The sequence below is a fragment of the Salmonella enterica subsp. enterica serovar Typhimurium str. LT2 genome (assembly GCF_000006945.2).
Lineage (GTDB): Bacteria > Pseudomonadota > Gammaproteobacteria > Enterobacterales > Enterobacteriaceae > Salmonella > Salmonella enterica.
In genome coordinates this window covers 1,624,166-1,647,673 of the sequence record NC_003197.2, presented here as the reverse complement: position 1 = coordinate 1,647,673, position 23,508 = coordinate 1,624,166, and the positions used below count along the sequence as shown (strand labels likewise).

19 protein-coding genes, 1 pseudogene and 15 other annotated features are annotated in these 23,508 nt (G+C 48.5%); of the genes and pseudogenes, 11 read left to right on the top strand and 9 right to left on the bottom strand.

From position 1 onward, the window contains the following. Positions 1 to 172 precede the first annotated feature (172 nt). From sfcA to yddX, 3 genes are all read right to left on the bottom strand, one after another. Positions 173 to 1,870, bottom strand: a complete 1,698-nt coding sequence (gene sfcA, locus STM1566) for an NAD-linked malate dehydrogenase (RefSeq protein ID NP_460525.1) — start codon at positions 1,868 to 1,870, stop codon at positions 173 to 175. A gap of 176 nt (positions 1,871 to 2,046) precedes the next feature. After that, positions 2,047 to 2,201 (bottom strand): 30S ribosomal subunit protein S22 gene (gene rpsV, locus STM1565; RefSeq protein NP_460524.1). Within the gene, positions 2,047 to 2,190 belong to an annotated coding region; the region does not span the whole gene. After that, positions 2,196 to 2,201, bottom strand: a ribosome-binding site (putative RBS for rpsV; RegulonDB:STMS1H001770). Its footprint overlaps the gene before it by 6 nt. 83 nt (positions 2,202 to 2,284) lie before the next feature. Continuing rightward, positions 2,285 to 2,513 (bottom strand): putative cytoplasmic protein gene (yddX, locus tag STM1564; RefSeq protein ID NP_460523.1). Within the gene, positions 2,285 to 2,500 belong to an annotated coding region; the region does not span the whole gene. After that, positions 2,508 to 2,513: a ribosome-binding site (putative RBS for yddX; RegulonDB:STMS1H001769), on the bottom strand. Its footprint overlaps the gene before it by 6 nt. A gap of 486 nt (positions 2,514 to 2,999) precedes the next feature. After that, positions 3,000 to 3,005, top strand: a ribosome-binding site (putative RBS for osmC; RegulonDB:STMS1H001768). Between yddX and osmC the strand changes: the two genes are divergently transcribed. From osmC to STM1558, 6 genes are all read left to right on the top strand, one after another. Beyond that, positions 3,000 to 3,444 (top strand): putative resistance protein gene (gene osmC / locus STM1563; protein NP_460522.1). Within the gene, positions 3,013 to 3,444 belong to an annotated coding region; the region does not span the whole gene. It overlaps the preceding feature by 6 nt. 335 nt (positions 3,445 to 3,779) lie before the next feature. After that, positions 3,780 to 3,785: a ribosome-binding site (putative RBS for STM1562; RegulonDB:STMS1H001767), on the top strand. Further along, positions 3,780 to 4,123, top strand: a protein-coding gene (locus STM1562) for a putative periplasmic transport protein (RefSeq protein ID NP_460521.1). Within the gene, positions 3,794 to 4,123 belong to an annotated coding region; the region does not span the whole gene. (Overlaps the previous feature by 6 nt.) Positions 4,124 to 4,259: 136 nt before the next feature. Next, positions 4,260 to 4,265: a ribosome-binding site (putative RBS for STM1561; RegulonDB:STMS1H001766), on the top strand. Further along, the gene (locus STM1561; RefSeq protein ID NP_460520.1) for a putative outer membrane or secreted lipoprotein occupies positions 4,260 to 5,051 on the top strand. Within the gene, positions 4,266 to 5,051 belong to an annotated coding region; the region does not span the whole gene. (Overlaps the previous feature by 6 nt.) A 122-nt stretch (positions 5,052 to 5,173) precedes the next feature. After that, positions 5,174 to 5,179 (top strand) — a ribosome-binding site (putative RBS for STM1560; RegulonDB:STMS1H001765). Further along, positions 5,174 to 6,964 (top strand): putative alpha amylase gene (locus STM1560; protein ID NP_460519.1). Within the gene, positions 5,180 to 6,964 belong to an annotated coding region; the region does not span the whole gene. (Overlaps the previous feature by 6 nt.) Then, positions 6,955 to 6,960, top strand: a ribosome-binding site (putative RBS for STM1559; RegulonDB:STMS1H001764). Its footprint overlaps the gene before it by 6 nt. Next, positions 6,955 to 9,489 (top strand): putative glycosyl hydrolase gene (locus STM1559; RefSeq protein ID NP_460518.1). Within the gene, positions 6,961 to 9,489 belong to an annotated coding region; the region does not span the whole gene. The genes STM1560 and STM1559 overlap by 10 nt, the downstream gene beginning before the upstream one ends. Before the next feature lie 49 nt (positions 9,490 to 9,538). Next, positions 9,539 to 9,544, top strand: a ribosome-binding site (putative RBS for STM1558; RegulonDB:STMS1H001763). Next, positions 9,539 to 11,621, top strand: a protein-coding gene (locus STM1558; RefSeq protein ID NP_460517.1) for a putative glycosyl hydrolase. Within the gene, positions 9,546 to 11,621 belong to an annotated coding region; the region does not span the whole gene. It overlaps the preceding feature by 6 nt. A 112-nt stretch (positions 11,622 to 11,733) precedes the next feature. Here the strand turns inward: STM1558 and STM1557 are convergent. The 3 genes from STM1557 to STM1555 form a co-directional block, all read right to left on the bottom strand. Then, positions 11,734 to 12,947 (bottom strand): putative aminotransferase gene (locus STM1557; RefSeq protein ID NP_460516.1). Within the gene, positions 11,734 to 12,936 belong to an annotated coding region; the region does not span the whole gene. Then, positions 12,942 to 12,947: a ribosome-binding site (putative RBS for STM1557; RegulonDB:STMS1H001762), on the bottom strand. Its footprint overlaps the gene before it by 6 nt. A gap of 1 nt (position 12,948) precedes the next feature. Next, positions 12,949 to 14,407 (bottom strand): putative Na+/H+ antiporter gene (locus STM1556; protein NP_460515.1). Within the gene, positions 12,949 to 14,400 belong to an annotated coding region; the region does not span the whole gene. Then, positions 14,402 to 14,407 (bottom strand) — a ribosome-binding site (putative RBS for STM1556; RegulonDB:STMS1H001761). Its footprint overlaps the gene before it by 6 nt. Positions 14,408 to 14,543: 136 nt before the next feature. After that, complete coding sequence (locus STM1555; RefSeq protein ID NP_460514.1) at positions 14,544 to 15,551, bottom strand: putative transcriptional regulator; 1,008 nt, start codon at positions 15,549 to 15,551, stop codon at positions 14,544 to 14,546. A gap of 251 nt (positions 15,552 to 15,802) precedes the next feature. Continuing rightward, positions 15,803 to 15,808 (top strand) — a ribosome-binding site (putative RBS for STM1554; RegulonDB:STMS1H001760). On the opposite strand from STM1555, the gene STM1554 reads away from it, so the two are divergent. Both STM1554 and STM1553 read left to right on the top strand, forming a co-directional pair. After that, the gene (locus STM1554; protein ID NP_460513.1) for a putative coiled-coil protein occupies positions 15,803 to 17,276 on the top strand. Within the gene, positions 15,810 to 17,276 belong to an annotated coding region; the region does not span the whole gene. (Overlaps the previous feature by 6 nt.) An 807-nt stretch (positions 17,277 to 18,083) precedes the next feature. Continuing rightward, positions 18,084 to 18,861 (top strand): annotated as a pseudogene (locus tag STM1553) (pseudogene; frameshift). Here STM1553 and STM1552 read toward each other — a convergent pair. Further along, complete coding sequence (locus tag STM1552; protein ID NP_460512.1) at positions 18,854 to 19,762, bottom strand: putative cytoplasmic protein; 909 nt, start codon at positions 19,760 to 19,762, stop codon at positions 18,854 to 18,856. The pseudogene STM1553 and the gene STM1552 overlap by 8 nt on opposite strands. Positions 19,763 to 20,585: 823 nt before the next feature. Then, positions 20,586 to 20,591: a ribosome-binding site (putative RBS for STM1551; RegulonDB:STMS1H001759), on the top strand. On the opposite strand from STM1552, the gene STM1551 reads away from it, so the two are divergent. From STM1551 to STM1549, 3 genes are all read left to right on the top strand, one after another. Continuing rightward, positions 20,586 to 20,842, top strand: a protein-coding gene (locus STM1551; protein ID NP_460511.1) for a putative cytoplasmic protein. Within the gene, positions 20,594 to 20,842 belong to an annotated coding region; the region does not span the whole gene. It overlaps the preceding feature by 6 nt. Further along, positions 20,826 to 20,831 (top strand) — a ribosome-binding site (putative RBS for STM1550; RegulonDB:STMS1H001758). (Overlaps the previous gene by 6 nt.) After that, positions 20,826 to 21,116, top strand: a protein-coding gene (locus STM1550) for a putative cytoplasmic protein (protein ID NP_460510.1). Within the gene, positions 20,832 to 21,116 belong to an annotated coding region; the region does not span the whole gene. The genes STM1551 and STM1550 overlap by 17 nt, the downstream gene beginning before the upstream one ends. A gap of 158 nt (positions 21,117 to 21,274) precedes the next feature. Further along, positions 21,275 to 21,280, top strand: a ribosome-binding site (putative RBS for STM1549; RegulonDB:STMS1H001757). Then, positions 21,275 to 21,676, top strand: a protein-coding gene (locus STM1549; RefSeq protein NP_460509.1) for a putative translation initiation inhibitor. Within the gene, positions 21,287 to 21,676 belong to an annotated coding region; the region does not span the whole gene. It overlaps the preceding feature by 6 nt. A 51-nt stretch (positions 21,677 to 21,727) precedes the next feature. Here the strand turns inward: STM1549 and STM1548 are convergent. Together STM1548 and STM1547 are read right to left on the bottom strand one after the other, a co-directional pair. Further along, a complete protein-coding gene (locus STM1548) occupies positions 21,728 to 22,768 on the bottom strand; it encodes a putative S-adenosylmethionine:tRNA-ribosyltransferase-isomerase (RefSeq protein NP_460508.3) in 1,041 nt (346 codons plus the stop codon). A gap of 231 nt (positions 22,769 to 22,999) precedes the next feature. Next, positions 23,000 to 23,496, bottom strand: a protein-coding gene (locus tag STM1547) for a putative marR-family transcriptional regulator (RefSeq protein NP_460507.1). Within the gene, positions 23,000 to 23,488 belong to an annotated coding region; the region does not span the whole gene. Beyond that, positions 23,491 to 23,496, bottom strand: a ribosome-binding site (putative RBS for STM1547; RegulonDB:STMS1H001756). (Overlaps the previous gene by 6 nt.) Positions 23,497 to 23,508 lie beyond the last annotated feature (12 nt).

The window sequence follows — 23,508 nt, the reverse complement described above, 5'->3', positions numbered from 1 at the left end:
ACAATGTAATAGTTTAGCCAGGATTATCCTGATAAATCCCCGTTCAATACATAAAGGTGGCTAATATTAGTAGCTTGACAAATAAGCAGGGAAAGGAATTCAGGTGTGTCGACAGACTCACCAAAACTAAAGAAGAAAGTGATATCCGGCGGCATTCACCGCCGGGTACGTATTAAATGGAAGTCCGACGGTAGTCGCGGTATTCCGGTTTCCAGAAGTTATCGTCAATCGCCTGTTGCAGCGCTTCCGCAGAGGTTTTCACCGCTACGCCTTGTTGCTGCGCCATTTTACCTACGGCAAAAGCGATAGCGCGCGACACGACCTGGATGTCTTTAAGCGCTGGCAACACTAATCCTTCGCCGTTATTCACCAGCGGAGAATGTTTCGCCAGCGTCTCACTGGCTGACATCAGCATTTCATCAGTAATGCGCGATGCGCCGGAAGCGATAACCCCAAGTCCGATGCCGGGGAAAATATAGGCGTTATTACATTGTGCGATCGGATAAACCTTATCTTTCCAGATGACCGGCGAGAATGGGCTGCCGGTTGCCACCAGCGCGTTGCCTTCCGTCCAGGCGATAATGTCCTGTGGCGTGGCCTCCACGCGAGAGGTGGGATTAGAGAGCGGCATGACGATCGGGCGAGGGCAATGCTTATGCATCTCGCGGATGATCTCTTCAGTAAAGAGCCCGGTCTGGCCGGAAACCCCGATCAGAATATCCGGCTTCACGTTACGCACCACATCCAGCAGCGACAACACGTCATTTTCGGTATCCCAGTGCTGGAGATTGTCGCATTTCTGCACCAGTTTTGCCTGGAACGGCAATAAATTAGGCATCCGGTCCGTCAACAGGCCGAAGCGATCAACCATAAAAACGTTCTGTCGAGCGGCATCTTCGCTTAAACCTTCACGCTGAGTCTGCGCGATGATCTGTTCAGCAATCCCACATCCGGCGGAACCCGCGCCGAGGAAAACGATTTTCTGCTCGCTAAGCTGACTGCCGGCAGCGCGGCTGGCGGCGATCAACGTACCGACGGTCACGGCTGCGGTGCCCTGAATATCATCGTTAAAGGAGCAAATCTCATCACGATAGCGCGTCAACAGCGGCATTGCGTTTTTCTGCGCGAAATCTTCGAACTGTAGCAGGATATCTGGCCAGCGCTGCTTAACGGCCTGAATAAACTCATCGACAAACGCATAATACTCATCGTCGGTAATGCGCGGATGACGCCAGCCCATGTAAAGCGGATCGTTGAGTAACTGTTGATTGTTGGTGCCGACATCCAGCACAACGGGAAGGGTATAGGCCGGACTAATGCCGCCGCAGGCGGTGTATAATGACAGCTTACCGATAGGTATCCCCATTCCGCCGATGCCCTGATCGCCAAGCCCCAGAATCCGCTCGCCATCCGTCACCACAATAACTTTAATGTTGTGGTTAGGCACATTCTGCAAAATGTCGTCCATATTGTGACGGTTCGGATAAGAGATAAATACGCCGCGCGCCCGGCGATAAATCTCAGAGAAGCGCTCACAGGCCGCGCCCACGGTCGGGGTATAGATAACCGGCATCATCTCTTCAAGATGGTTTTGCACCAGTCGATAAAAGAGCGTTTCGTTGGTATCCTGGATGTTACGCAGGTAAATATGCTTATCGATTTCTGTTTTAAACCCCTGATACTGGAGCCAGGCGCGTTCGGCCTGTTCTTCAATCGACTCGACGACCTCTGGCAGCAGCCCTGACAAATTGAAGTTGCGGCGCTCTTCTACGCTAAAAGCGCTGCCTTTGTTTAACAGGGGGAATTCCAGCAATACAGGGCCAGCGTAAGGGATATAAAGGGAACGTGCTTTCTTGGTTGTAGTTTCCATGTTACTCACTCTTTTTCGAATAACTGTCCCTGGCACCGTCGTTTATCATCATATATTGCCTTCCACCAGGGAACCGACCCTGAGTATAAAGCATTGTGAGACGTTAAGGTCATTCCTATAAACAAAAACACCATTGCAGATGCAATGGTGTTTAACGTCATTTCAGGACTGTACGATTACTTTTGGCTGTCGGCGCGGCGCTTTCTGCCGGTTGGGTTATTCACCACGCTGCTGGTGTCGCCTTCAGTAACAACCTTACGCTGGTTGGAAATTCTGTAATCCAGTCCAAGTATATGACGAGCCTGACGGTTCGATTTCATGTTAACTCCTCAATCCTGTTGCTAGTTTTAAGGACAAATTCGCTTACGCGAAAGAAACGTAACCCCTAAGGTTGCCGATACAGCATAGCAGGTTTTACAGAGTCGGGTGCTGCCCGCTTACCACATAGTTGATGGTCTGCTGGTAGATGTCACTGAGGATGTCATTGTCGGAAGCCTCAACCCATTTGGTCAGCTCCATTAAAATATCATCTTCAGTGACAACGCCTAACTCCGCGCGTAATCCTTGTTCAATCGCGTTGACCAGGGCCGGTTGTGCTGCTGAGGTATTTGCTGAGTGATAAGTAAACATATAATGCCTCCGTGAACATGTATTTATTTAGTACGGCTCGCAGAAAATTAATTCGTATTCAGCATGGCAAATATTTTTGCGGCTGTGGTTAAGATTAGTCCTGGAGTTATTTTAACGCAAGGCGGAACTCTAATTGTTTACCCCTGAAGAAAATATATTACGTTTGCCAATTACATATCCTCATACAAATAGTGGTCAATTAATATACATTTAAAAGGCTACTTATTGTGATTTTTATCCTTTATTACAATGGGATAGGATAAATCTCAATATACATATAAAATATACATAATGGAATACGCCTCCAGAAGAAAAAGTAAGGACAAAAGGAGGGATATATTCTTTAAAGAAAGGGAGCCCTGTTGGTTTAATATTCATCACTGAAAAAACATACAACTATTTTCTATATCTGAAGTGCGGGTAATCGACAACATGCTACCTCCATCGGCATGGACAACGCAGATTAGCAGCATGGTCTATACTTTATTTTTTGAGCCAACAGGAGAGCAAAAATGACAATCCATAAGAAAGGTCAGGCACACTGGGAAGGCGACATCAAACGGGGTAAAGGTACTGTATCAACAGAAAGCGGCGTGCTTAATCAACAACCGTATGGATTCAATACCCGGTTCGAAGGCGCGCAGGGAACCAACCCGGAAGAGTTAATTGGCGCCGCACATGCGGCCTGTTTCTCCATGGCGCTATCACTCATGCTGGGAGAGGCTGGATTTACGCCGACATCCATTGACACCACCGCTGACGTATCGCTTGATAAGGTGGAGGCGGGCTTCGCCATTACCAAAATTGCGCTACAAAGCAAAGTCGCGGTAGCAGATATTGATGCTTCAACTTTCGATCAAATCATCCAGAAAGCAAAAGCCGGGTGCCCGGTATCGCAGGTTCTGAATGCGGAAATCACCCTCGACTACCAGCTTAACGCCTGATAACCTCTCCAGCCCGGTAACGATGGGTTGATCGGGCTGATGAATATACTTTCAGACGGAGGGCTCGCTCCCGGTCTATCTGAGATCCTGCCGTATTTCTATCACCTCAACGCGCCGTAGACCACGTCTGCGGCTATTGTCGTGGCCTACTTTTTCGCCTTAAAATCTGCTCGCCATGTTGCTTTATTCATCAAACATCAAAATCAGTCAACGTAAATATCAATAATAGCCATATCACGGAGGGTGATCTTTATTCCTGAGAGAGGAGGGGTATTATTTTCTGTGTTCTACATTAACGGGTTAACGCGCAGATGTAGAGGTTATTTATATAATTATTGGAGCAACAACAATGAATAAATTCTCCCTTGCTACAGCAGGTATTATCGTGGCAGCGCTGGTAACCAGTGTTAGCGTGAATGCGGCAACAGATACTACTAAAACAAACGTTACGCCTAAAGGTATGAGCTGCCAGGAGTTTGTTGACCTCAATCCGCAGACGATGGCGCCAGTCGCTTTCTGGGTGCTGAATGAAGATGAAGATTTTAAAGGCGGGGACTACGTAGATTTCCAGGAAACTGAGACGACAGCAGTGCCGCTAGCCGTTGAGCTTTGTAAGAAAAACCCGCAGAGTGAATTAAGCAAAATAAAAGACGAAATCAAGAAAGAACTCTCAAAATAAGAGTAAACTGATATCAAAACCCGGCCTGTGTGTCGGGTTTTACTATTTGTGACACCGTCACAAATAACATCTTCCATTTCTTCTACCAATCACGTGGTATTGCACTATTTTCATTAGAGCCCTTTCACTATATGGAGACCTAATGAAAATTTTACCGCTGGCACTCTTTATCATTCCTTTTCTGGCCGGATGCGGCGCCAATAATACGCCGCCGCAAACACCTATTCCCGGGGAAAAAACCTCTGCCAAATTACGTACCCTGGAAACAGGCGCGGCGGCTATTCAATCCAGACCACCTGTCGATGCCATCAGTACCTACCTTGACGGGTTCCATTTTTATAGCGGTGATAAAAACGGACAGATGGAAGCGCACCATTACGTTACCGTCCTGAACGAAGATGTCATGCAGGCGGTGATTTACGACGGCAATACGAAAAACGCGCGCCTGATGGGGGTGGAGTACATTATCAGCGAACGTTTATTTAAAACGCTTCCTCCCGAGGAGAAAAAACTGTGGCACAGCCACCAGTACGAGGTGAAATCCGGTAGCCTGGTGGCGCCTGGCTTACCGCAGGTCGCTGATAAAGCGTTGATGAGTAAGATTGTTAATACTTATGGCAAGACCTGGCACACCTGGCATACCGACCGGGATAAAACCCTGCCAATGGGTATCCCTGCGCTGATGATGGGCTTTACTGGCGACGGGCAGCTTGACCCCGCGCTGCTGGCCGATCGGGATCGCCGTCTGGGAATTGATACCCAAGCCATTAAACGCGAGCGGCAGGATCTGCCTGAACATCCCGTTGTTAAGGGGGCTAACGCCTGGGAGCAGGGAGAGGTTATCCAGCTACAGCGTGTTCAGGGCTCTGGCGAACACGGGCGAGGCGATACCGCGCACTTCGGTACATCTGAGCAATCCCGACAATAATTCCACGGTTTTACACGCAGATACGAAAAAGAATGCCTGTTAAGTGACAGCGTCACGTAAAGATTAGCCCCATAGTCTATGCTTGTTCTTCGGATGTTGTAGAGGTTATGGGTTAAACGGAGCGACAAATGAGTTCAAAAATTTTTTGCAAAAGCTGGGGGGCTGAATATATCGCCGCTGATGTTGTCCGCTTTCGTCTTTGGGCCACCGGTCAGCAAAAGGTTATGCTCAGGCTTGCGGGTAAAGATCAGGAAATGCAGGCGAACGGTGACGGCTGGTTTACGCTGGACGTCGCCGGGGTGACGCCAGGTACGGAGTATAACTTTGTACTCAGCGATGGCATGGTGGTCCCCGATCCGGCTTCCCGCGCCCAAAAAACTGACGTCAACGGTCCGTCATATGTGGTTGATCCAGGCAGCTACACGTGGCGCAACACCGGGTGGAAAGGTAGCCGTTGGGAGCAGGCCGTGGTGTATGAGATGCATACAGGCACGTTCACTCCGGAAGGCACCTTCCGCGCCGCAATAGCGAAGCTGCCTTATCTCGCTGAACTCGGCGTTACCGTTATTGAAGTGATGCCCGTTGCGCAATTTGGCGGCGAGCGTGGCTGGGGCTATGACGGCGTACTGCTTTACGCGCCGCATTCTGCCTATGGGACGCCGGATGATTTCAAGGCGTTTATTGACGCCGCGCATGGGTATGGTCTTTCCGTCGTCCTGGATATTGTGCTGAACCATTTCGGCCCGGAAGGAAATTATTTACCGCTATTGGCGCCGGCGTTTTTCCACAAAGAGCGCATGACGCCGTGGGGAAATGGTATCGCCTATGATGTCGACGCCGTGCGGCGCTATATCATCGAGGCGCCGTTATACTGGCTGACAGAATACCATCTCGACGGCTTACGCTTTGACGCTATCGATCAGATTGAGGACAGTAGCGCCAGGCATGTGCTGGTTGAAATCGCACAACGTATTCGGGAAGACATTACCGACAGGCCCATTCATCTGACCACCGAAGATAGCCGCAATATTATTTCTCTGCATCCCCGAGATCAGGATGGCAATGCGCCGCTGTTTACCGCCGAATGGAATGACGATTTTCATAATGCCGTCCACGTTTTTGCGACCGGAGAGACCCAGGCCTACTACAACGATTTTGCTGATGCCCCGGAAAAACACCTCGCAAGAGCGCTGGCCGAAGGATTCGCTTATCAGGGAGAAATTTCACCGCAAACCGGCGAACCTCGCGGCGTAAAAAGTACCGGACAACCCCCGGTCGCTTTTGTGGATTTTATTCAGAATCACGATCAGGTCGGTAACCGCGCCCAGGGCGACAGACTGATAACCCTGGCGGGTGCTGAACGAACAAAAGTATTGCTCGCCACGTTGCTGCTTTCACCGCATATTCCGCTGCTTTTTATGGGCGAAGAGTATGGCGAAAGCCGTCCTTTTCTTTTTTTTACCGATTTCCATGGGGATTTAGCCCGCGCCGTTCGTGAAGGTCGCGCAAAAGAGTTTGCCGATCATGCAGGGGAAAATGTTCCGGACCCGAATGCGCCAGAGACCTTTCAACGCTCAAAACTTAACTGGAAGCAACAGCACAGTGAAGAGGGTAAAGCGTGGCTGGCGTTTACCCGCGAACTACTGCTTTTGCGCCAGAAGCATATCGTGCCGCTGTTGTCCGCTGCCCGTGAGAGCTCAGGAACGGTATTGCAAACCGCGCCCGGGTTTATTGCCGTTAGCTGGCGTTTTCCGGGAGGAACGCTGTCACTGGCGCTGAATATTAGCGCCACGACGGTATTGCTGCCCGATTTACCGGGTAAGACTCTCTTCGCCTGGCCGAATGAATCCACCGGGTCGCTTTCCCAACATTCTCTTATTGTCCGCTTAGCCCAGGGAGAGTCTGCATCATGATCCCAACTGCAACGTATCGCCTTCAGTTTCGCAATGGCATGACCTTCGATCGCGCTGCGGCGCTGGTGCCTTACCTTAAAAATCTGGGTATCAGCCATCTTTATGCCTCACCCATCTTTACCGCCACCAAAGCGTCAACGCATGGTTATGATGTCACCGATGCGAATGAGATTGAGCCTTCTATTGGCGGGCGCGAAGGATTTGAAAGACTGGTGGCTGAACTTAAAGCGCAAGGTCTGGGATTGATCATCGATATTGTGCCTAATCACATGGCCAGCTCGCTGGAAAACGCCTGGTGGCGCGACGTGCTTGAATATGGCAAGGAGAGCCGTTACGCGCGCCATTTCGATATTGACTGGTCGCGCCGACTGACGCTGCCTTTTTTAGGCGACACGTTTGACGCCGTGCTGGAAAACGGAGAAATTGCGATCAAGCCCGATCCCGCTACGGGTAAACCCGCGTTCGCCTATTATGATAACTATTATCCGCTTGCGCCGGCGACGTGGCAGGGGCGCGAGGCTGAAATACTGGCGCTTACCGATAAAGCCGCTATTGCTGATTTGCATGAGCGCCAGCCGTGGAAATTAATGTCCTGGCGCGATGCCGCTCGCTCGCTTTCATATCGGCGTTTCTTTGAGGTCACAGGGCTGGTAGGAATGCGGGTGGAAGATAAAACCGTCTTCGACGATACACATCGGCTGATTCTGGAGCTGGTCAGAACGGGGGCGGTTGACGGTTTACGTATCGATCATATCGACGGCCTTGCCGATCCGAAAGCCTATCTTGCGCGTTTACGTCAGGAAGTGGGGCCGGCGTGCTATATCACCGTGGAAAAAATTCTCGCTAAAGGCGAGCAACTTCCTGATGACTGGCCGGTTTCCGGCACCACAGGCTATGAATTTATCGCCTCGCTGGCGGAGGTGCTGGTTGACGATGAGCAGATAGACAATCTGCGCCAGGCTTACGAGACCGTAAAAGGCGCGCCAGTGGATATGCGGGCGGAATTACGGGCGGCTAAATTGCTGATGGTCGATCGCAATTTCGAGGGGGAATTTACCCGGCTGCTCGCGCTTGCGCTGTCGATTGCCAGCGAGCTACAGATCGCACAGGAAGAGAGCGTCGTTCGGCAGGCGTTACGCGAGTTATTAATTGCCTTTCCCGTATATCGCACTTACGGCACGGCAGAAGGGCTACCACCGACCGATATTTGCCTGTTACACCGTATTGTGGAACGGGTAAAGACGCTTGAAACCCCTCCGCAGCCAGAAGCGCTTACATTTCTGAGCCGTCTTCTTACCGGCGATGTTCCCGCCTCCAGCCAGGAGGAGGCGACACAGTTTCGCGTTCGGTTCCAGCAACTCACCGGTCCGCTGATGGCGAAATCGGTAGAGGATACGCTTTTCTTTCGTCAAAACATGGGACTGGCGTTAAATGAAGTCGGCGCCGAGCCCGTCACGCATCACTTCTCCATCGAACGCTTTCACCATGAGATGAAAACCCGACAGGCGCGACAGCCTGATGCGTTATCCGGTACGTCGACCCACGATACCAAGCGAGGCGAGGATGCGCGAGCACGCCTGTATACGCTTACCGAAGCGCCGGAGCAGTGGAGCGAATGCCTTGCCCGCTGGCGGCAGATGAACCAGACCCATGTCAAATTTTTGAATGATGGCACTGCGCCAAAATCGGCGGATACGTGGATGTTATATCAGGCGCTGACCGGCGTCTGGCCCCCGGTGCTACAACCACAGGATGAAACAGGCCTAAACGCGCTGAAAACACGCTTTGAAGCCTTTGTGGAGAAAGCGCTACGCGAAGCGAAGCTGCGTACCGATTGGGTGGACAGTAATGAGGCTTACGAAACGGCAATGCTTGATTACGCCCGTTATTTACTGGCGCCGGATAATCAGACATTTTTGCAGGATTTTTATCGTTCCTTGCAACCCTTCATCCGCGCAGGACTGGTTAACAGCCTGACGCAGACCGTTATCAAATTAACCGCGCCGGGAGTACCTGATATCTATCAGGGAAGCGAGGCGTTGAATTTTAGTCTTGTCGATCCCGACAACCGCCGCGAACCGGATTTCGCCACGCTGGCGCAGCAGTTAGACCAACTGACGCCGGGAGTTTTCTCGCGCGAAGAGAGTTGGCTGAACGGGCAGGTGAATCAGTATGTCACCGCCGCATTACTGCGTCTGCGTCAGCAGAATCATGAGCTCTTCCGTTTTGGCGACTATATACCGCTGCGGGCTGTTGGTCAGCGTGCCGACAAGGTCATCGCTTACGCCAGAGTCAATCATGATGATGCGCTGATTGTTGTTGCGCCCCGACTGGTGTTCGCCGAATGTGACGGCTTATTGTCACAATCGCATAGCGGTTTCTGGTCAGGAACCGACATTATTATACCCGGACAGCTTAATCAGCATCGTTATCGCAATGTGCTTACCCAGGAGAGGTTAATGCCTGGTGAACGCCTGTCGTTGGCCTCACACCAGGGCGGCGTACTGGTTTTAATGAGCGACTGAGTTTATGTGTTGATGTGCCGTGACAGGACAACGTTTACCGTGGGTGGAGAAAGAGAATGACAACAAACAGGGCTTTTGAAATCAGATCAGGATACAGCCATACGCTTGGCGCAAATTATGACGGCGAAGGCGTGAATTTCGCTATTTTTTCCGCCCATGCGGAACGCGTCGAGCTTTGCCTTTACGATCCGAGCGGGGAGCATGAAATCGCTCGTCTGGAGTTACCGGAATATACTGACGAAATATGGCACGGCTATGTCCCGAAGTTGCAGCCCGGCGCGCTGTATGGGTACCGCGTTTACGGTCCTTATGACCCGGAAAATGGTCATCGTTTTAACCCCAACAAGCTGCTTATTGACCCTTATGCCCGTGAGCTGGTGGGCGATATTCAGTGGAACGATGCGCATTTCGCGTATCAATTACTTCATGACGATAAAGATTTGACCTTTGATGACCAGGATAGCGCGCCATTTACGCCTAAATGCCGGGTGATTGATCCGGATGAGGCTAACTGGGAGGATAGACAACGGCCTTCCATACCGTGGTCGAACGCCATTATTTATGAAACGCATGTAAAAGGCTTTACCCAGCTTAATTCCGCGATCCCTGAGCCTCTACGCGGTACGTTTGAAGGCATGGGGCATAAAGCCAGCGTGGATTACATTAAAAGTCTGGGGATTACCTCCGTCGAGCTTTTACCCGTTCACTGGTTCCCGGACGATCAGCATCTGCTCGATAAAGGACTGAAAAATTTCTGGGGATACAACTCGCTGGGCTTTTTTGCGCCGGCGACGCGCTACTATGGTCCAAAAGGTATTCAGGGATTCCGCGATATGGTGCGCGCTTTCCATGATGCCGGCATCGAAGTGATACTGGATGTGGTCTATAACCATACGGCAGAAGGGAATGAACTTGGCCCCACGCTGTCATTTAAAGGTATCGATAACTTCTCTTACTATCGCACGATGCCCGATCAGCATCGCTATTACATTAACGATACAGGGACAGGTAATACCGTCAATACCTCTCATCCACGGGTACTGCAAATGGTGATGGATTCCCTTCGCTATTGGGCGGAGTCAATGCATGTCGACGGCTTTCGTTTTGATTTGGGCACCATTCTTGGTCGTGAGCCGGAAGGCTTTGATCAGAGAGGCGGTTTTTTTGATGCGGTAACGCAAGACCCGGTGCTGGCAAAACTGAAACTGATTGGCGAACCCTGGGATATCGGACCGGGCGGCTATCAGGTTGGCGGCTTTCCACCAGGGTGGGGCGAATGGAATGATAAATACCGCGATACGGTACGCGAATACTGGAAAGGTGACAACGTCACAAATGATTTCGCCGCACGCCTGCTGGGTTCCGGCGATCTCTATGATTTGCGCGGCCGTCGCCCCTGGTCAAGCGTTAACTTTATTACTGCCCATGACGGCTTCACGCTGAACGATCTGGTGTCTTATAACGACAAACATAATGAAGCCAATGGCGAAGATAATAATGACGGGCATAATGATAACCGCTCCTGTAACTATGGCGCAGAAGGGCCAACCGACGACGAGGGCATCAATGCGATACGCGAGCGACAGAAACGTAATTTCCTGACCACCTTGCTTTTCTCGCACGGCACGCCGATGTTATTAGCGGGCGATGAGTTTGGCCGCAGTCAGATGGGCAATAACAATGGCTACTGTCAGGACAGTGAAATATCGTGGGTCCACTGGGATAATTTGCCGGAAACCGCCAATGCGCTACGGGAGTTTACCCGTCATCTGATTCAACTGCGCGCCACGCAACCGTTGCTGCGCCGGGAGAGCTGGCGTGACGGTCTGGAGATCCGCTGGTTTAACGCCGGCGGAGGGGCGCAGCAATCCGAACAATGGGATGAGGGATCGACCATAGGCGTATGTATTAGTCGTCCCGATCTTCAGCCGGAAGCGGGGATCTGGCATGACGCCTTACTGCTTTTCAATCCGTTTGAAGGCAGCGTACCGTTCCGTATTCCGATGTGGGGAGAAGGCGGCTGGGTACTTGAACTGACGACTGCCGATAACGCGCAGCAGGGAATGCGGATTACCGAAGAAATGGATTTCGATCTGGCCGGGCGCAGTATCGTGTTATTCAGACGCCCCTGATAGTAAAACCGCGCTCCGGACCCAACCGGCCTTGATGGCCGGTTTTTTACTGGCGCTCAGGCGATATCATGCCGCAGAAATAACACCGTTGTCAGTTTACCGCCCGAAAAATTCATCCGCCTGTTGGTATTCCTTTGATTGTCTTCACCGATATTCGCTTCAGGCCGTCTATTGCCATTTCAAGGTAGGTACGTGGACATCCCAGATTTAAACGGATAAATCCGCTGCCCGCCGGGCCAAAGCCGCTGCCCATTGAAGGAGCAATACCCGCGACATCCGCCATTACCCATTTTAGCTGTTCGTCATCCAGTCCCAGTTTTTTACAATCCATCCATAATAAATAGGTTCCCTGCGCCGGGACAATTCTTGCCCAGGGAAGGTGCTCTGTCGCATGTTCAACAAACCAGCGGCGGTTTTCCGCCAGGTAATCCAGTAGCGAATCCAGCCACTGTCTGCTTTCATTCCATGCGGTAGTCGCCGCCTGAACGGAGAGGGCGTTAAAGACATCCAGCCCATGAGCGTCCAGACGAGACAGGAAACGCTGGCGAAGCGTAGGATCGGGAATGAGAAAATTAGAAATTCGCAACGACGATAAGCCAAACGTTTTGCTGGCCGCAGTGGCGGAGATGACCCGTTTATGCCAGCGCACCCCTAAATGCAGTACCGAGGTAAAGGTTTCGCCGGGCAGCAATAGATCGGCCCATATTTCATCCGAGATGAGAGTGACATCATAAGCTTCACATAATAAAAGCAGTTGCTCCAGCTCGTTGGCCGACCAGCAACGCCCGGTTGGATTATGTGGATTACACAAAATCATCAGCGGAGGGCGCTCATGGCGAAACAGCCTTTCCAGTTGGCAAAAATCCATCTGGTAGCCATCGTCCGGCGACTCGCTAAGGGGATTCTCCAGCAGTTTTCTACCATTAAGCGTGATTATTTTGGCGAAGGAGCCATAGTATGGCCCCTGTACCACTACGCCGTCGCCTGGATGCGTCAACATTTGCACTAAGAGCGCCAACCCTGGTACGACGCCTTCCACGCTGCATACCCATTCTTGTTTTAACGTGAGCTGGTGGCGTGATGAAAACCAGTGAAGCAGGGCGTTAAAATAGGCCTCATCGCGTTCGCTATAGCCAAATACGCCGTGCTCGATTCGCTGATGCAATGCCGCCTGAACCTCAGGCGGGCAGGCAAAATCGAAATCAGAAACCCACATCGGCAGCAGTTTCCCTGCGCCATCGCCAAAGTGACGCTCAATAAAATCCCACTTTACCGAACCAGTATTGTTGCGATTGATAATCTGGTTAAAATCCATCTTGTTTCCTTATTATTCCGTCACTGACGATTGCGGCGACTTTTCTGAGGCGGAGGCAGTTCTGGCAATACCAATTCCGCTAAAACCATAAATTAATGCGAAGAAGATTGCCGCATAGCATTGGATAGCCCAGGGCAGAAGATCAAGCGTGCTAACGCCCAGCGTGGTTGCCATGTAGACGCCAGCCGAGGTCCACGGCAGGAGAGGTTCGATAACGGTACCGGCATCTTCTATCGTCCGTGAAAGGTTTTTAGTATCCAGCCCCATACGACGATAGGCATCTTTAAACAGTTCGGCGGGAACTAACAATGCCAGTTTACCGTCGCTGGTCGCTCCTGTGACCAAAATTGTGGTGCCGATAGTGGCGGCAATGAGTTGACCAACGCTATGAATAATGGTCAGCAGTCGGTTAATGATGATTGTTAACGCGCCGGTTAACGTTAGCGCTCCGGCAAATGAAAAAGCGCAGAAAACTAACAGTATTGTTCCCATCATCGAGAACATTCCGCCCCGGTTTAGCAGGCGCGGAACATCGGCCACGACACCTTCTGCGCCTTGTGGGAACATGGCGATATCAAATCCATCAATGAAAGCGTCCAGTCCCTGTTTGATGCTCAGTCCCTGCATGATGACGCCGAGGAACAAGGCAAGTACGCAGGCGCTTAACATTAATGGGATGACAGGCTTTTTGCGAATTGCGCCCCACAGTACGATCACCGGCGGCAAAATAAGAACAATATTAAAATGGTATAGCGACTCCAGCGAGTGGATGATGTCCGTAACGCGCTGCGGCGTAGCCACCTCGCCCAGCATATTACTGTGTCCGGCGATAAGATAAACCACGGCGGCAAGCAGGAAACTTGGCAGGGTCGTCCAAAGTAAATGCTGAATATGCTCAAACAGAGTAGTGTCTGCGACAATCGCGGCAAAGTTAGTCGAGTCGGACAACGGTGAGATTTTGTCGCCGAAATAAGCGCCAGAAACAACGGCGCCAGCTGCTGCTGCAAGAGACACGTCCAGCCCGGCGGCAACCCCCATTAACGCAACGCCAACCGTCCCGGCGGATCCCCACGATGTACCGGTACAGACGGAGACCACGCTGGTTAAAAAGAAGGCTGCAATCAAAATATATTCCGGGCTTATGAGTTTTAGCCCCCAGTACACCATGTAGGGAATGGTGCCACTAAACATCCAGGAGCCAATCAAACCGCCCACGCAGATCAGGATCATGATAACCGGCATTGCTTTAGCCAGCTTATCCACCACTGAGTTGATGATGTCTTCCCAACAGTATCCTTGCCACCATGCAATGCCTGCCGCTACCGCCGCAGAGCACAGAAGGAGCGGTTCGATACGTAGCCCCATAATGCCGTAACCGATAATCAACAATAACAACATGGAGATGACTGGGATTAGCGCTAAACCCAATGACAGCGTTTTCTTCTTGTTTTGTGATGCACTCATAATGGAGCTCCGGTCAGTAAGGTAGCTCAAGGGTAGGGGGATACGCTTCCCACTACTGTGATCCATTACTTTCGTCCATGTAACCGATTACATGAGAAGGGTTAATTTGATAGCCATCACAGTTTTTACTGTTGACGACGCATTCACCGTGAAAAATAGGGCGCGACAGAATCGCGGATCACCAGTTCGGCATTGAAATGATTGCTGCTGGGCGGCGGCGTAATGCCCTGGTATAACTGTATCGCCAGTTGCGCGGCACAACGCGCCATTTGTTCGACCGGATAATGCATTGTTGTTAACGCCGGATAAAGATACCGGGCCAGCACCACATCATCAAAGCCGACAATAGAGAGCTGTTGCGGAAGCTGAACGCCGCGTTGATGAAGAATACGCATAATGCCAGCGGCCATCACATCGTTAAACGTGACCGCTGCCGTAAGGGGAAGCCCGCTATTAATAAGTTGATGCGCGGCCCGCTCGCCGCCTTCTTCGTTAAACGGAACGCTAATCACCCAGCGAGGGTCTGGAGAAATACCATATTCTTCCAGCGCCTCACGGTAACCATCAAGGCGTTCCTGACGATCAATAATTGGCAAGTCAGATGTCACACAGGCAATGCGCCGATGCCCGTTCGCCAGGAGATATCGGGTCGCTTCCCTGGCGGCGCTGCGATTTTCCAGCCAGATACACCGGTTGGCCATACCGGCTATATAACGATTCACAACAACCAGCGCTGGAAAGTGGGCTGCGTAGCGCAGCAGCTCTTTATCCGGTAATCGGCTGGCGTGTACAACAATAGCCTCACAACCTTGATTAACCAGAAAATCCAGTCCCGCTTTTTCCATTTCTTCGTCGTGGCCGCCGCTACATACCATCAAGCGATACTGCTGCTTACGAGAAACATCTTCTACGCCGCGAGCAAGGCGGGCAAAAAAAGGATCAGCCAGATTGCCGGTTAACAATCCGAGCATATCGCCGCTGCGTTTCGCCAGCGCGATAGCGGCGGCATTCCGGCGATAATTGAGATCGCGCATGGCTTTCTCTACACGTTCGCGCGTGACGGGTTCAACCCACGCGGTCTGGTTAATGACGCGTGATACAGTCGCGGTTGATACACCGGCCATGGATGCAACATCCTTTATTGTCGCCATGTTAAGCTCATATTTGTTCGTTTAAAGGGTATCAAAGCCATTGATTATCATGTTACGTGGAAATCAGTGCAATCACTGCGGCGCAGCCTGAATTTATAAACATTTTTAAAATCATCCTAAATCCTGGTAACTGCAAATTTTAGTAGCTACCTCAATGAGTTATTGACCACTGAATTTTCTACGATAACATGACTAACAATATACACATGATAAGAACCACTACACTGGGAAATCGTTGCGTGGTGGTTCCGGAGATAGATGATGAGTAGTATTACAAAAAGCATACAGAATGAATATGTTTTATTGATGGAAAACGCTTTTTCTGAAAAATATAAATATGCATTCAGAAATTTAGAACTAAAAGAATTACGTAGATTCATCCTGAAAGAGCTAATTAGCTCTCCCGAGTTAGATAATCAACTTACAAACCTAATCGTGTTGCTAAATAAATTTTGGGATACTCACGCCGCGGCGCTTATAACAGAAGTGCGGGCGTCTAAAAGTTATCGATTATTACTTCCGATTCAACGCTTTGGTTATAACATATCTAATCACCTTAGATCTCTGGGGATTTATTTTGATAGCATCATAATGGTTGATCCATTACATTTTCCTTCTCTTAGCTCTCTGCATTCATTTTTGTCATTGCCACCAGATAATAGTTATGTCCGCATGCGCAGGTTGGTATTACTTGAACATGTTTCTAATCTATTTCGCGCCATCCCGTTTATGACTATTGATGATGATTATCCAATTTTTCTAATCGTTCCTGAATTACTGGATTTTGATAAAGAACGCAATCATGAACAATCTGCCGCTTTTCTAAGCCAGCTCTTTTTTAAAGATAGAAAAATGGATTACGCTACTTATTTAGCGTTTCTTGAGCACTTTGGGAGAAACGAAGAAACATTCCAGAAGATCCTAACAAATAAAGAATTATTAAAAACATTGCTTAATAATTTCAATAACATCGAAAAAGAAGTCTGGGTTTACGATACAGATTTAAAGAGTTTTACAACAAGAGAGGTAGATCTTCTGGATTACGATCTGCCGTCAGCTATAGCAACCTTACTGGGTAAGGTTGAAGGTGCAATTTATGCACAACGATCAACTCAATTATCGGCAACACTATTAGGCATTGATCCGGTTATTTATAGTAACCATATGTTTTTACATGAATGGACTACGGAGCAGTTGGTCAAGGATTATGGTAAATTAAATCCTCTTTCTTCTGAAGAGCAAGCGATTACAATGGGCCTTTCAGCCGCGGAAGTAAAATTCCTTACTGCGCTTTCCGATCTGGAATTAAAAAAGATTAGAGAAAGAGGTCAACTGGAATCCTTAAGGCATGAACTAAGAATCTCAAGGCATGACTTGCAAGGAAAAACACCAGATCAAATGCAAGATGCGGCAAATAATTTTTCAAAACATTTAATCAATGTGGTCGAAGAGTATGGAAAGTCGCATGAATCAGCCATTAAGAATTCAAAGAAAAAAAAGATCTCATCTGGATTAATTTTTGCAGGAACAGCCACGTTAGGTATAGCTTCACTTGCCATGCCGCAATTGACATTACTTTCAGCAGCAGCAACGGGAATTGGCCTGGCCTTTGGAGGTAAAAGTCTGGCAGATATTTTTAGTGAACATAAAGCACATAAAAATGAAATCCAGATATTAGAAAAAACACCCGTATCGCTTTTGTATGGGGCATATAAAAAGAAATAGTAATACTGTGTATACCGTCTGGTAGCGGAAGTCTGGCATTTGATAGTTTTTGAAGCAATTGTCGTAAAGTTACTCAAACAATCACATTGTTCAGGAAAGCCTATGAGGAGATGGTTGAGAATAGGGGGTCTTCCGCTGATTCCCCGAACTATCCACCAGTTCATGCAAACGCTGTGCTAACTGGCCACTGTTTTTCCCCGGTTGCTGCTTTGACCGTCAGATTTTCCAGTGTATTGTCAGTATCATAACGACCTGGACGCCGGCGAATTATGGCGGGTGAAATGGAAGTGGCCAAAGGGATGCTGCGCACGCTGATTAAAGTCACGTTCGGTTATCCTGCGATTTTTGACGAGGTTCGGCAGGAATGCCAAATCAACAATGCGCATGTTGTCGCCGGATGTGGATCCGGGTATCAAAGCGTTTATAGCCGTTGTCAGAGCTGCAGAACATCAGTCAGAAAAAGCAGCGGACCAGGGTAAAACCCACTGAGCCAAAAACCTGCGCGACGAACCGGTCACAGTGGCCGGTTTTTTTATGCCTGCGTGGCGTGTGCTGCGTGAAATCGTGTGCAGGATAAGCGGGTGCAAATCAACAGAATTCGCGCAGCGTCACGGCAGGGAAGGGATCAAACTTATGGGCCAGAAGTTTTTTGACATACACGAATCCAGCCGCTTTAACATGTCTTTTAAATGTTCTGGTGAATTTAACATAATATACATTATGCGCACCAATCTTGTAGAGGCTCAATGCTAATGTCTATTTGTGGCTCATATTGTCCAGACTATAGTTCTCAGACATGACGCCGGGATGTTCACCGTGAAAGGAATCAACCGCCTCAAAATCCTTCAGGATGCCATCGACCGCAATTTACATCCCGGTCAGGCTGCTGAGATGCTCGGCATTACGCCACGCCATTGCAGACGGCTGCTGAAACGTTATCGCCAACTCGGACCACTTGGCATGAACAACCATAGTCGTGGCCGCGTTGGTAACCATCTGTTGCCAACTTCACTGATAGATCAGGCACTCTGTATAATCCGGGAGCACTACCGTGATTTTGGCCCCACGCTGGCGCTGGAAAATCTGGAGGAAGTTCACGGTCTGGTTCTTGGCAAGGAAACTATCCGACGCCTCATGATAAAAGCCGGAATCTGGATCCCTCGCAGATAACGCGCGCCGAAAATTCATCAGCCTCGTTACAGGCGGCCTTGTACTGGCGAGCTGATACAAATTGATGGCTGCGACCACCACTGGTTTGAAAGCTGGGGTCGACCCTGTACTGCTTTGGTCTATGTTGACTATGCCACCAGTCGCCTGATGCACCTGCTGTTTGTGAAATCTGAATCCACAGATTGAGGACAGCGAGCACAGTCGCCGGGCCATCGGTAAATATATCGAAGTCTGGCATTATCCTGACGGGCATAAGGAACTGCGGCTGAATGGCGTTCTGCTCCCCTATTCCACCTTCGACCGGTTGTCGGAGGTGGACCCCGTCGCAATTGTTGATAATAAAAGACTGGGTCATGTGCTTGGAGTTGCGCGCCAGGCCCAGAGAAAACTGGACAATAATCGCTCACTTAAATAAAGAGATGTCGTAAAAATGCCAGCTCAGGCCTGCGCTGCGCCAAAAAATCAACTAACGGATTGAACCACTCTGGACGCTGCCACTGCGAAAAGTCAGGACAATTCGCTGTCGTCATCGGGCTATTCATCAATGGATGTTCAATCATTGGTGTACTTAACCCTTGACGTGCTCGCCAGTTTTTTACCGCCTGATATTCAAATGGCCAGAGTAATAGATCCTGACGCTGAATTTCATAGCCAGTCAAGCAACAATGCTTATCGCTATTATGAAAATCGGTCCACTCAAGATGCTTATCACATAGCGTAATTAATCCGGTGCGGACTAGTTCATCATCTGATGACAATAAAATGTTTTGGCAAAAGTCCAGATAGACAGGATCAACACGCACTTGCATTGCTTCCCAGTTGATTGTATCCCCCCGTTCACGCGCCATTATCTCCATCGCCAGGATACCCAATTTCTGTTCACGATAAAACGGAACAATTTCTTTCAATACGCCGCTTTGAAACCCGCGCTGAATGGCCGGATAGCAATAAGGAACTAAAGAGAATTGATTGCAGGCGAATAGTGTTAACCAACTCTCTCCCTGCTCGCTAAACTTCGTGGTATGTCCCCGCTCTTCCCGAATATCAAAATGATCACAAGCTAGCTCGATACTCCATAGAGCAAGATTAGTACAAAGCAATGAGTTATCTGCTTTCCCTGTTTTATAGCAACCATCAAAATAGAGCGTGCCATTAGCCTGCAAGAAACAAAATAATTGAGTACTGATAAGCACCATTAGATCATCTTCAGCTTGATAAATTTTATCCAAACGCTTCTGAACCAGTTCAGGATTGAGCCGATAATAGCGTTCAAAATACTCATCTTTCCACAATACATGTTTCTTAACATGGTTCACAACTTGTTTATAAGTGGGCATGGTGTCACCTAATAGTCCATTATTTTAGCGTTCAATATATATCTTTATAGAGCCTATAACTTGTTAGGGCATATAGCCTTGACAATAATGACGGAGGGCGGAAAGCAGCCCCCAGCGTGAATCAGTCATACAACCAGCAACCAGCCCTGGCAGACGCAATGAGCATACCTATCGTGAAATCCGGCACCTGAGGAATATCGTTTTTGCGAAACGGATTAAGCAAATGTTTTAGCGGTGGTTCTGGCGGATAGTATGTTGTGATCGAGAAATTCCCTTTATCTACATTGAATGTCGTAAAAAAATCATCCATCAATGCCAGTACTTCATCATCTTCCAGCTGTAGATCTGAATCCAAATCTGTTGACGGTGTCAGTTCTTTTTTCTTAAAAAGGTAAATTCCATCATGGCTTCTTACCAGTTCATAAATCCGCTGTTCAAGAGTATCACTTACCATATTTTATCGCTTCCTCTGGCAATACGGTTGTAATCCCTGACTGTACGATCTGCAATCTGCGACACGTCAGAGGCCAGAATAATCCATCCGACTGTTCAGCAAGGCCACCAAGTAAAATAATATCACCATCTGCAAGGCTGACTTCGGTTGTTACATCACGCTTGATAAGGGTTGGCGAGTTATTGACGCCGGTTTCAGTGGTCATAAGTTAGGTTCTGGACATCTGAAATTAGCCTTGAAAAAACCGTCAGCTGCCCGCATCACTGACCGGGCTGGAGCTGAATCCCCTTCGTGAAGGATGCTTTTATTAGTACTATTAAAGGTGCTATATTTAGTCATCAACCAGGAGGTAAATTATGGCATTTCAAATTTTAACGACTACTGCAGCAAGCATTACAGAACTGAAACGTGATCCAATGGGAACTTTCAATGCCGGAGATGGCGCTCCAGTTGCCATTCTTAACCGCAATGAACCGGCTTTCTACTGTGTGCCTCCGGCACTTTATGCTCATCTTATGGATATTCTTGAGGATGAAGAACTCGGTCGTATTATCGATGAGCGTGCGAATGAACGCGTCATTGAGGTCAACATTGATGACTTATAAGCTGGCATTTAACGAATCAGCACTAAAAGAGTGGAAAAAACTGGGTCATACCATACAGGAACAGTTTAAAAAAAAGCTAAGGGAACGGCTTGAAAACCCTCGGGTTCCGGCTTCTCAATTACATGGAAGAAAGGATCAGTACAAAATTAAGCTGCGTGGTGCAGGATACAGGCTGGTGTACAGCGTCGAAGATGAAATTATCACGGTAACTGTCATTGGTGTTGGAAAGCGTGAAAATGATGCCGTCTACAAAATGACACGACACAGAAGCTAATCACTCAGAAAATGCTCTCTTTCCCGTCAAACGATACGACAAACAGGCTCAGTTCTTTTATGTGACGGCACCTTGACATATGCCACGTATATGAAACTATGGCCTACGTTGTGTATGTGACATTCATTTTATTCCCGCCCGAAGTGTTTACGCTATCTGAGGATAACATTATGACGCAACGTATCGCGGTTTTTCCTGCTGACCGCCATTCTCTGTATGAGGAACATGGGTATTCCGCAGCCATCCGTTCTGGTGATTTACTGTTTGTTTCAGGCCAGGTAGGCAGTCACACAGACGGAACGCCGGAGCCTGATTTTCAAAAACAAGTGAGGCTTGCTTTTGAAAACCTGAAAGCAACACTGACTGCAGCAGGATGCACATTCGATGACATAGTGGATGTCACCACCTTCCATACCGATCCAGAGCAACAACTTAACGACGTGATGGCGGTGAAACAGGAGATATTTGCCCATCCCCCTTATCCTAACTGGACCGCTGTTGGCGTTACCTGGCTGGCCGGCTTTGATTTCGAAATAAAGGTTATTGCCCGAATCCCCTGATGCTTATTCTCGGTAAAACCGGTAGCATTATATGTACCGGTTTTATTTTATTCATCCCTGCCCTTCATCTTGTATGATTAACATGCAATCACCAAACATATCGAACTGACATGACTGGATATGTTCTGAGGTATAGGCCTTAATGAGTAGATCAACCCCAGCAAACTGACCAGTTAACACCATATGCGTCGTTTTTGGCTGATGTAAGTTCGTTAGCAGGCAGTCAACCACTTTCAGTTGATAGCCTGGATGTATATAAAGCGCAGTCCAGCCAGAACTTGCTTTGAGGCAATTGTGTTCCCTCGAATACGCAGATTCCAGACATCGTGTAACGGTAGTTCCTACGGCAAAAATACGTCCGCCATTTTGCTTCGCAGTATTAATGATATCCGCTGTAGCTTGTGGAACCTCGTAGTATTCTTCGTTGATAGTCACTTCCTCTACACATTTTGTTTGTATTTTTCTGTTGGACAACATTTCTGTTGATGCAACATGTAAAGTGATGAAGGATATTAACCCACCTTTATCTTTGATTCTTTGGATAAGATCCCAGGTAAAATGAATGCCGGCAGAAGGTATTTCCAAAGAACCATATTTTTTAGAAAAAACGGAACGGTAAGCATCTGGATATTTATAAAACAAGCTGGAGTCCACATACTCATCAAGACGCTCACCATGACTGGCTAAATAGCAAATTAAGGCCTCATGATTTTCCACGACGGCCCGGTACTGGCTCTCCTCGCTAAACCTTTGCTCTATCTTAATGGAAATTTCAGGGTTATCAACCAAATAGAAAACATCATTCGCGTTAAGCCTTTCTTTTAAAAGTCCGGAAATAATTACTCTATTATTTGGTAAAAATCCCTCTAAAACAATTTTAATTAACCTATTCTGTCTTGTTTTACAGATAAACATATGGTTTATTATAGTACTGTCGTTAAAACAGATTACATCACCTTCTTTGATATAATCTGTTAATTTACTAAAGTCTACCTTATGAATTTCCCCTTTACTCCGGTTGAGGACAAGCATTTTACACTTTTCCCTGTATGAATCATTGGCTATCCAATGAGGTCTGAGTGGGATAGTCATCTGATCGGTAATGCGAAAATCATATTTTTCGGTAAGCATATATTTACCCTTTGAAAAACCATTGATACGGCGATTGTTATATAGCCGTATTCTGCAGTATACGTTGGCCTTTCAAAGGGTGAAAATTAACTCGATAAATGTTGTTGTTATATTTACTTTGCTGGCTATTTAATCAATGTCAGATACCGATATTAGCCTGGACGATCGGATTTGACCGCCCTTTTCTTTTGCTTATTCCGGCATTGAAGCATCGCTATCCATTGCATCGGCAAACTTTTGCATTAGCCGAACAAAGACATCAAGTTCATCCTGAGGCCAGTCTTTAAAAACAACGTTGCCCATTTGCTCTCGCGCAGCGTCTATACGCTCCGTCATCGCCTTTCCTGTACGGGAGATAACGGCCTCGCGTATACGACGATCGATGGCATTATGCTGCCGTATTATCAACCCCAGCTTCTCCAGTTTGGCGACCTGTCGGCTTACCGTCGTATAATCACGACCGGCACGTTCGGCTAACTCAACAACGCCAATCGGCCCTAAACGTTCGATACTAATAAGGATCGAAAATAGCGCACGATCGAGTTGTATCCCCGCCTCTGCAATTAATTTCTCATCATTACGAGGCCGGTTAAGCGCGCTCACCACGCGAATCAACGCACCGTGAAGCGCCTTCATTTGCTCGGAAATATGTGTATCTTGCACATTTTTATTTTCTGACATAGCATGTCTCCTCTTATGTG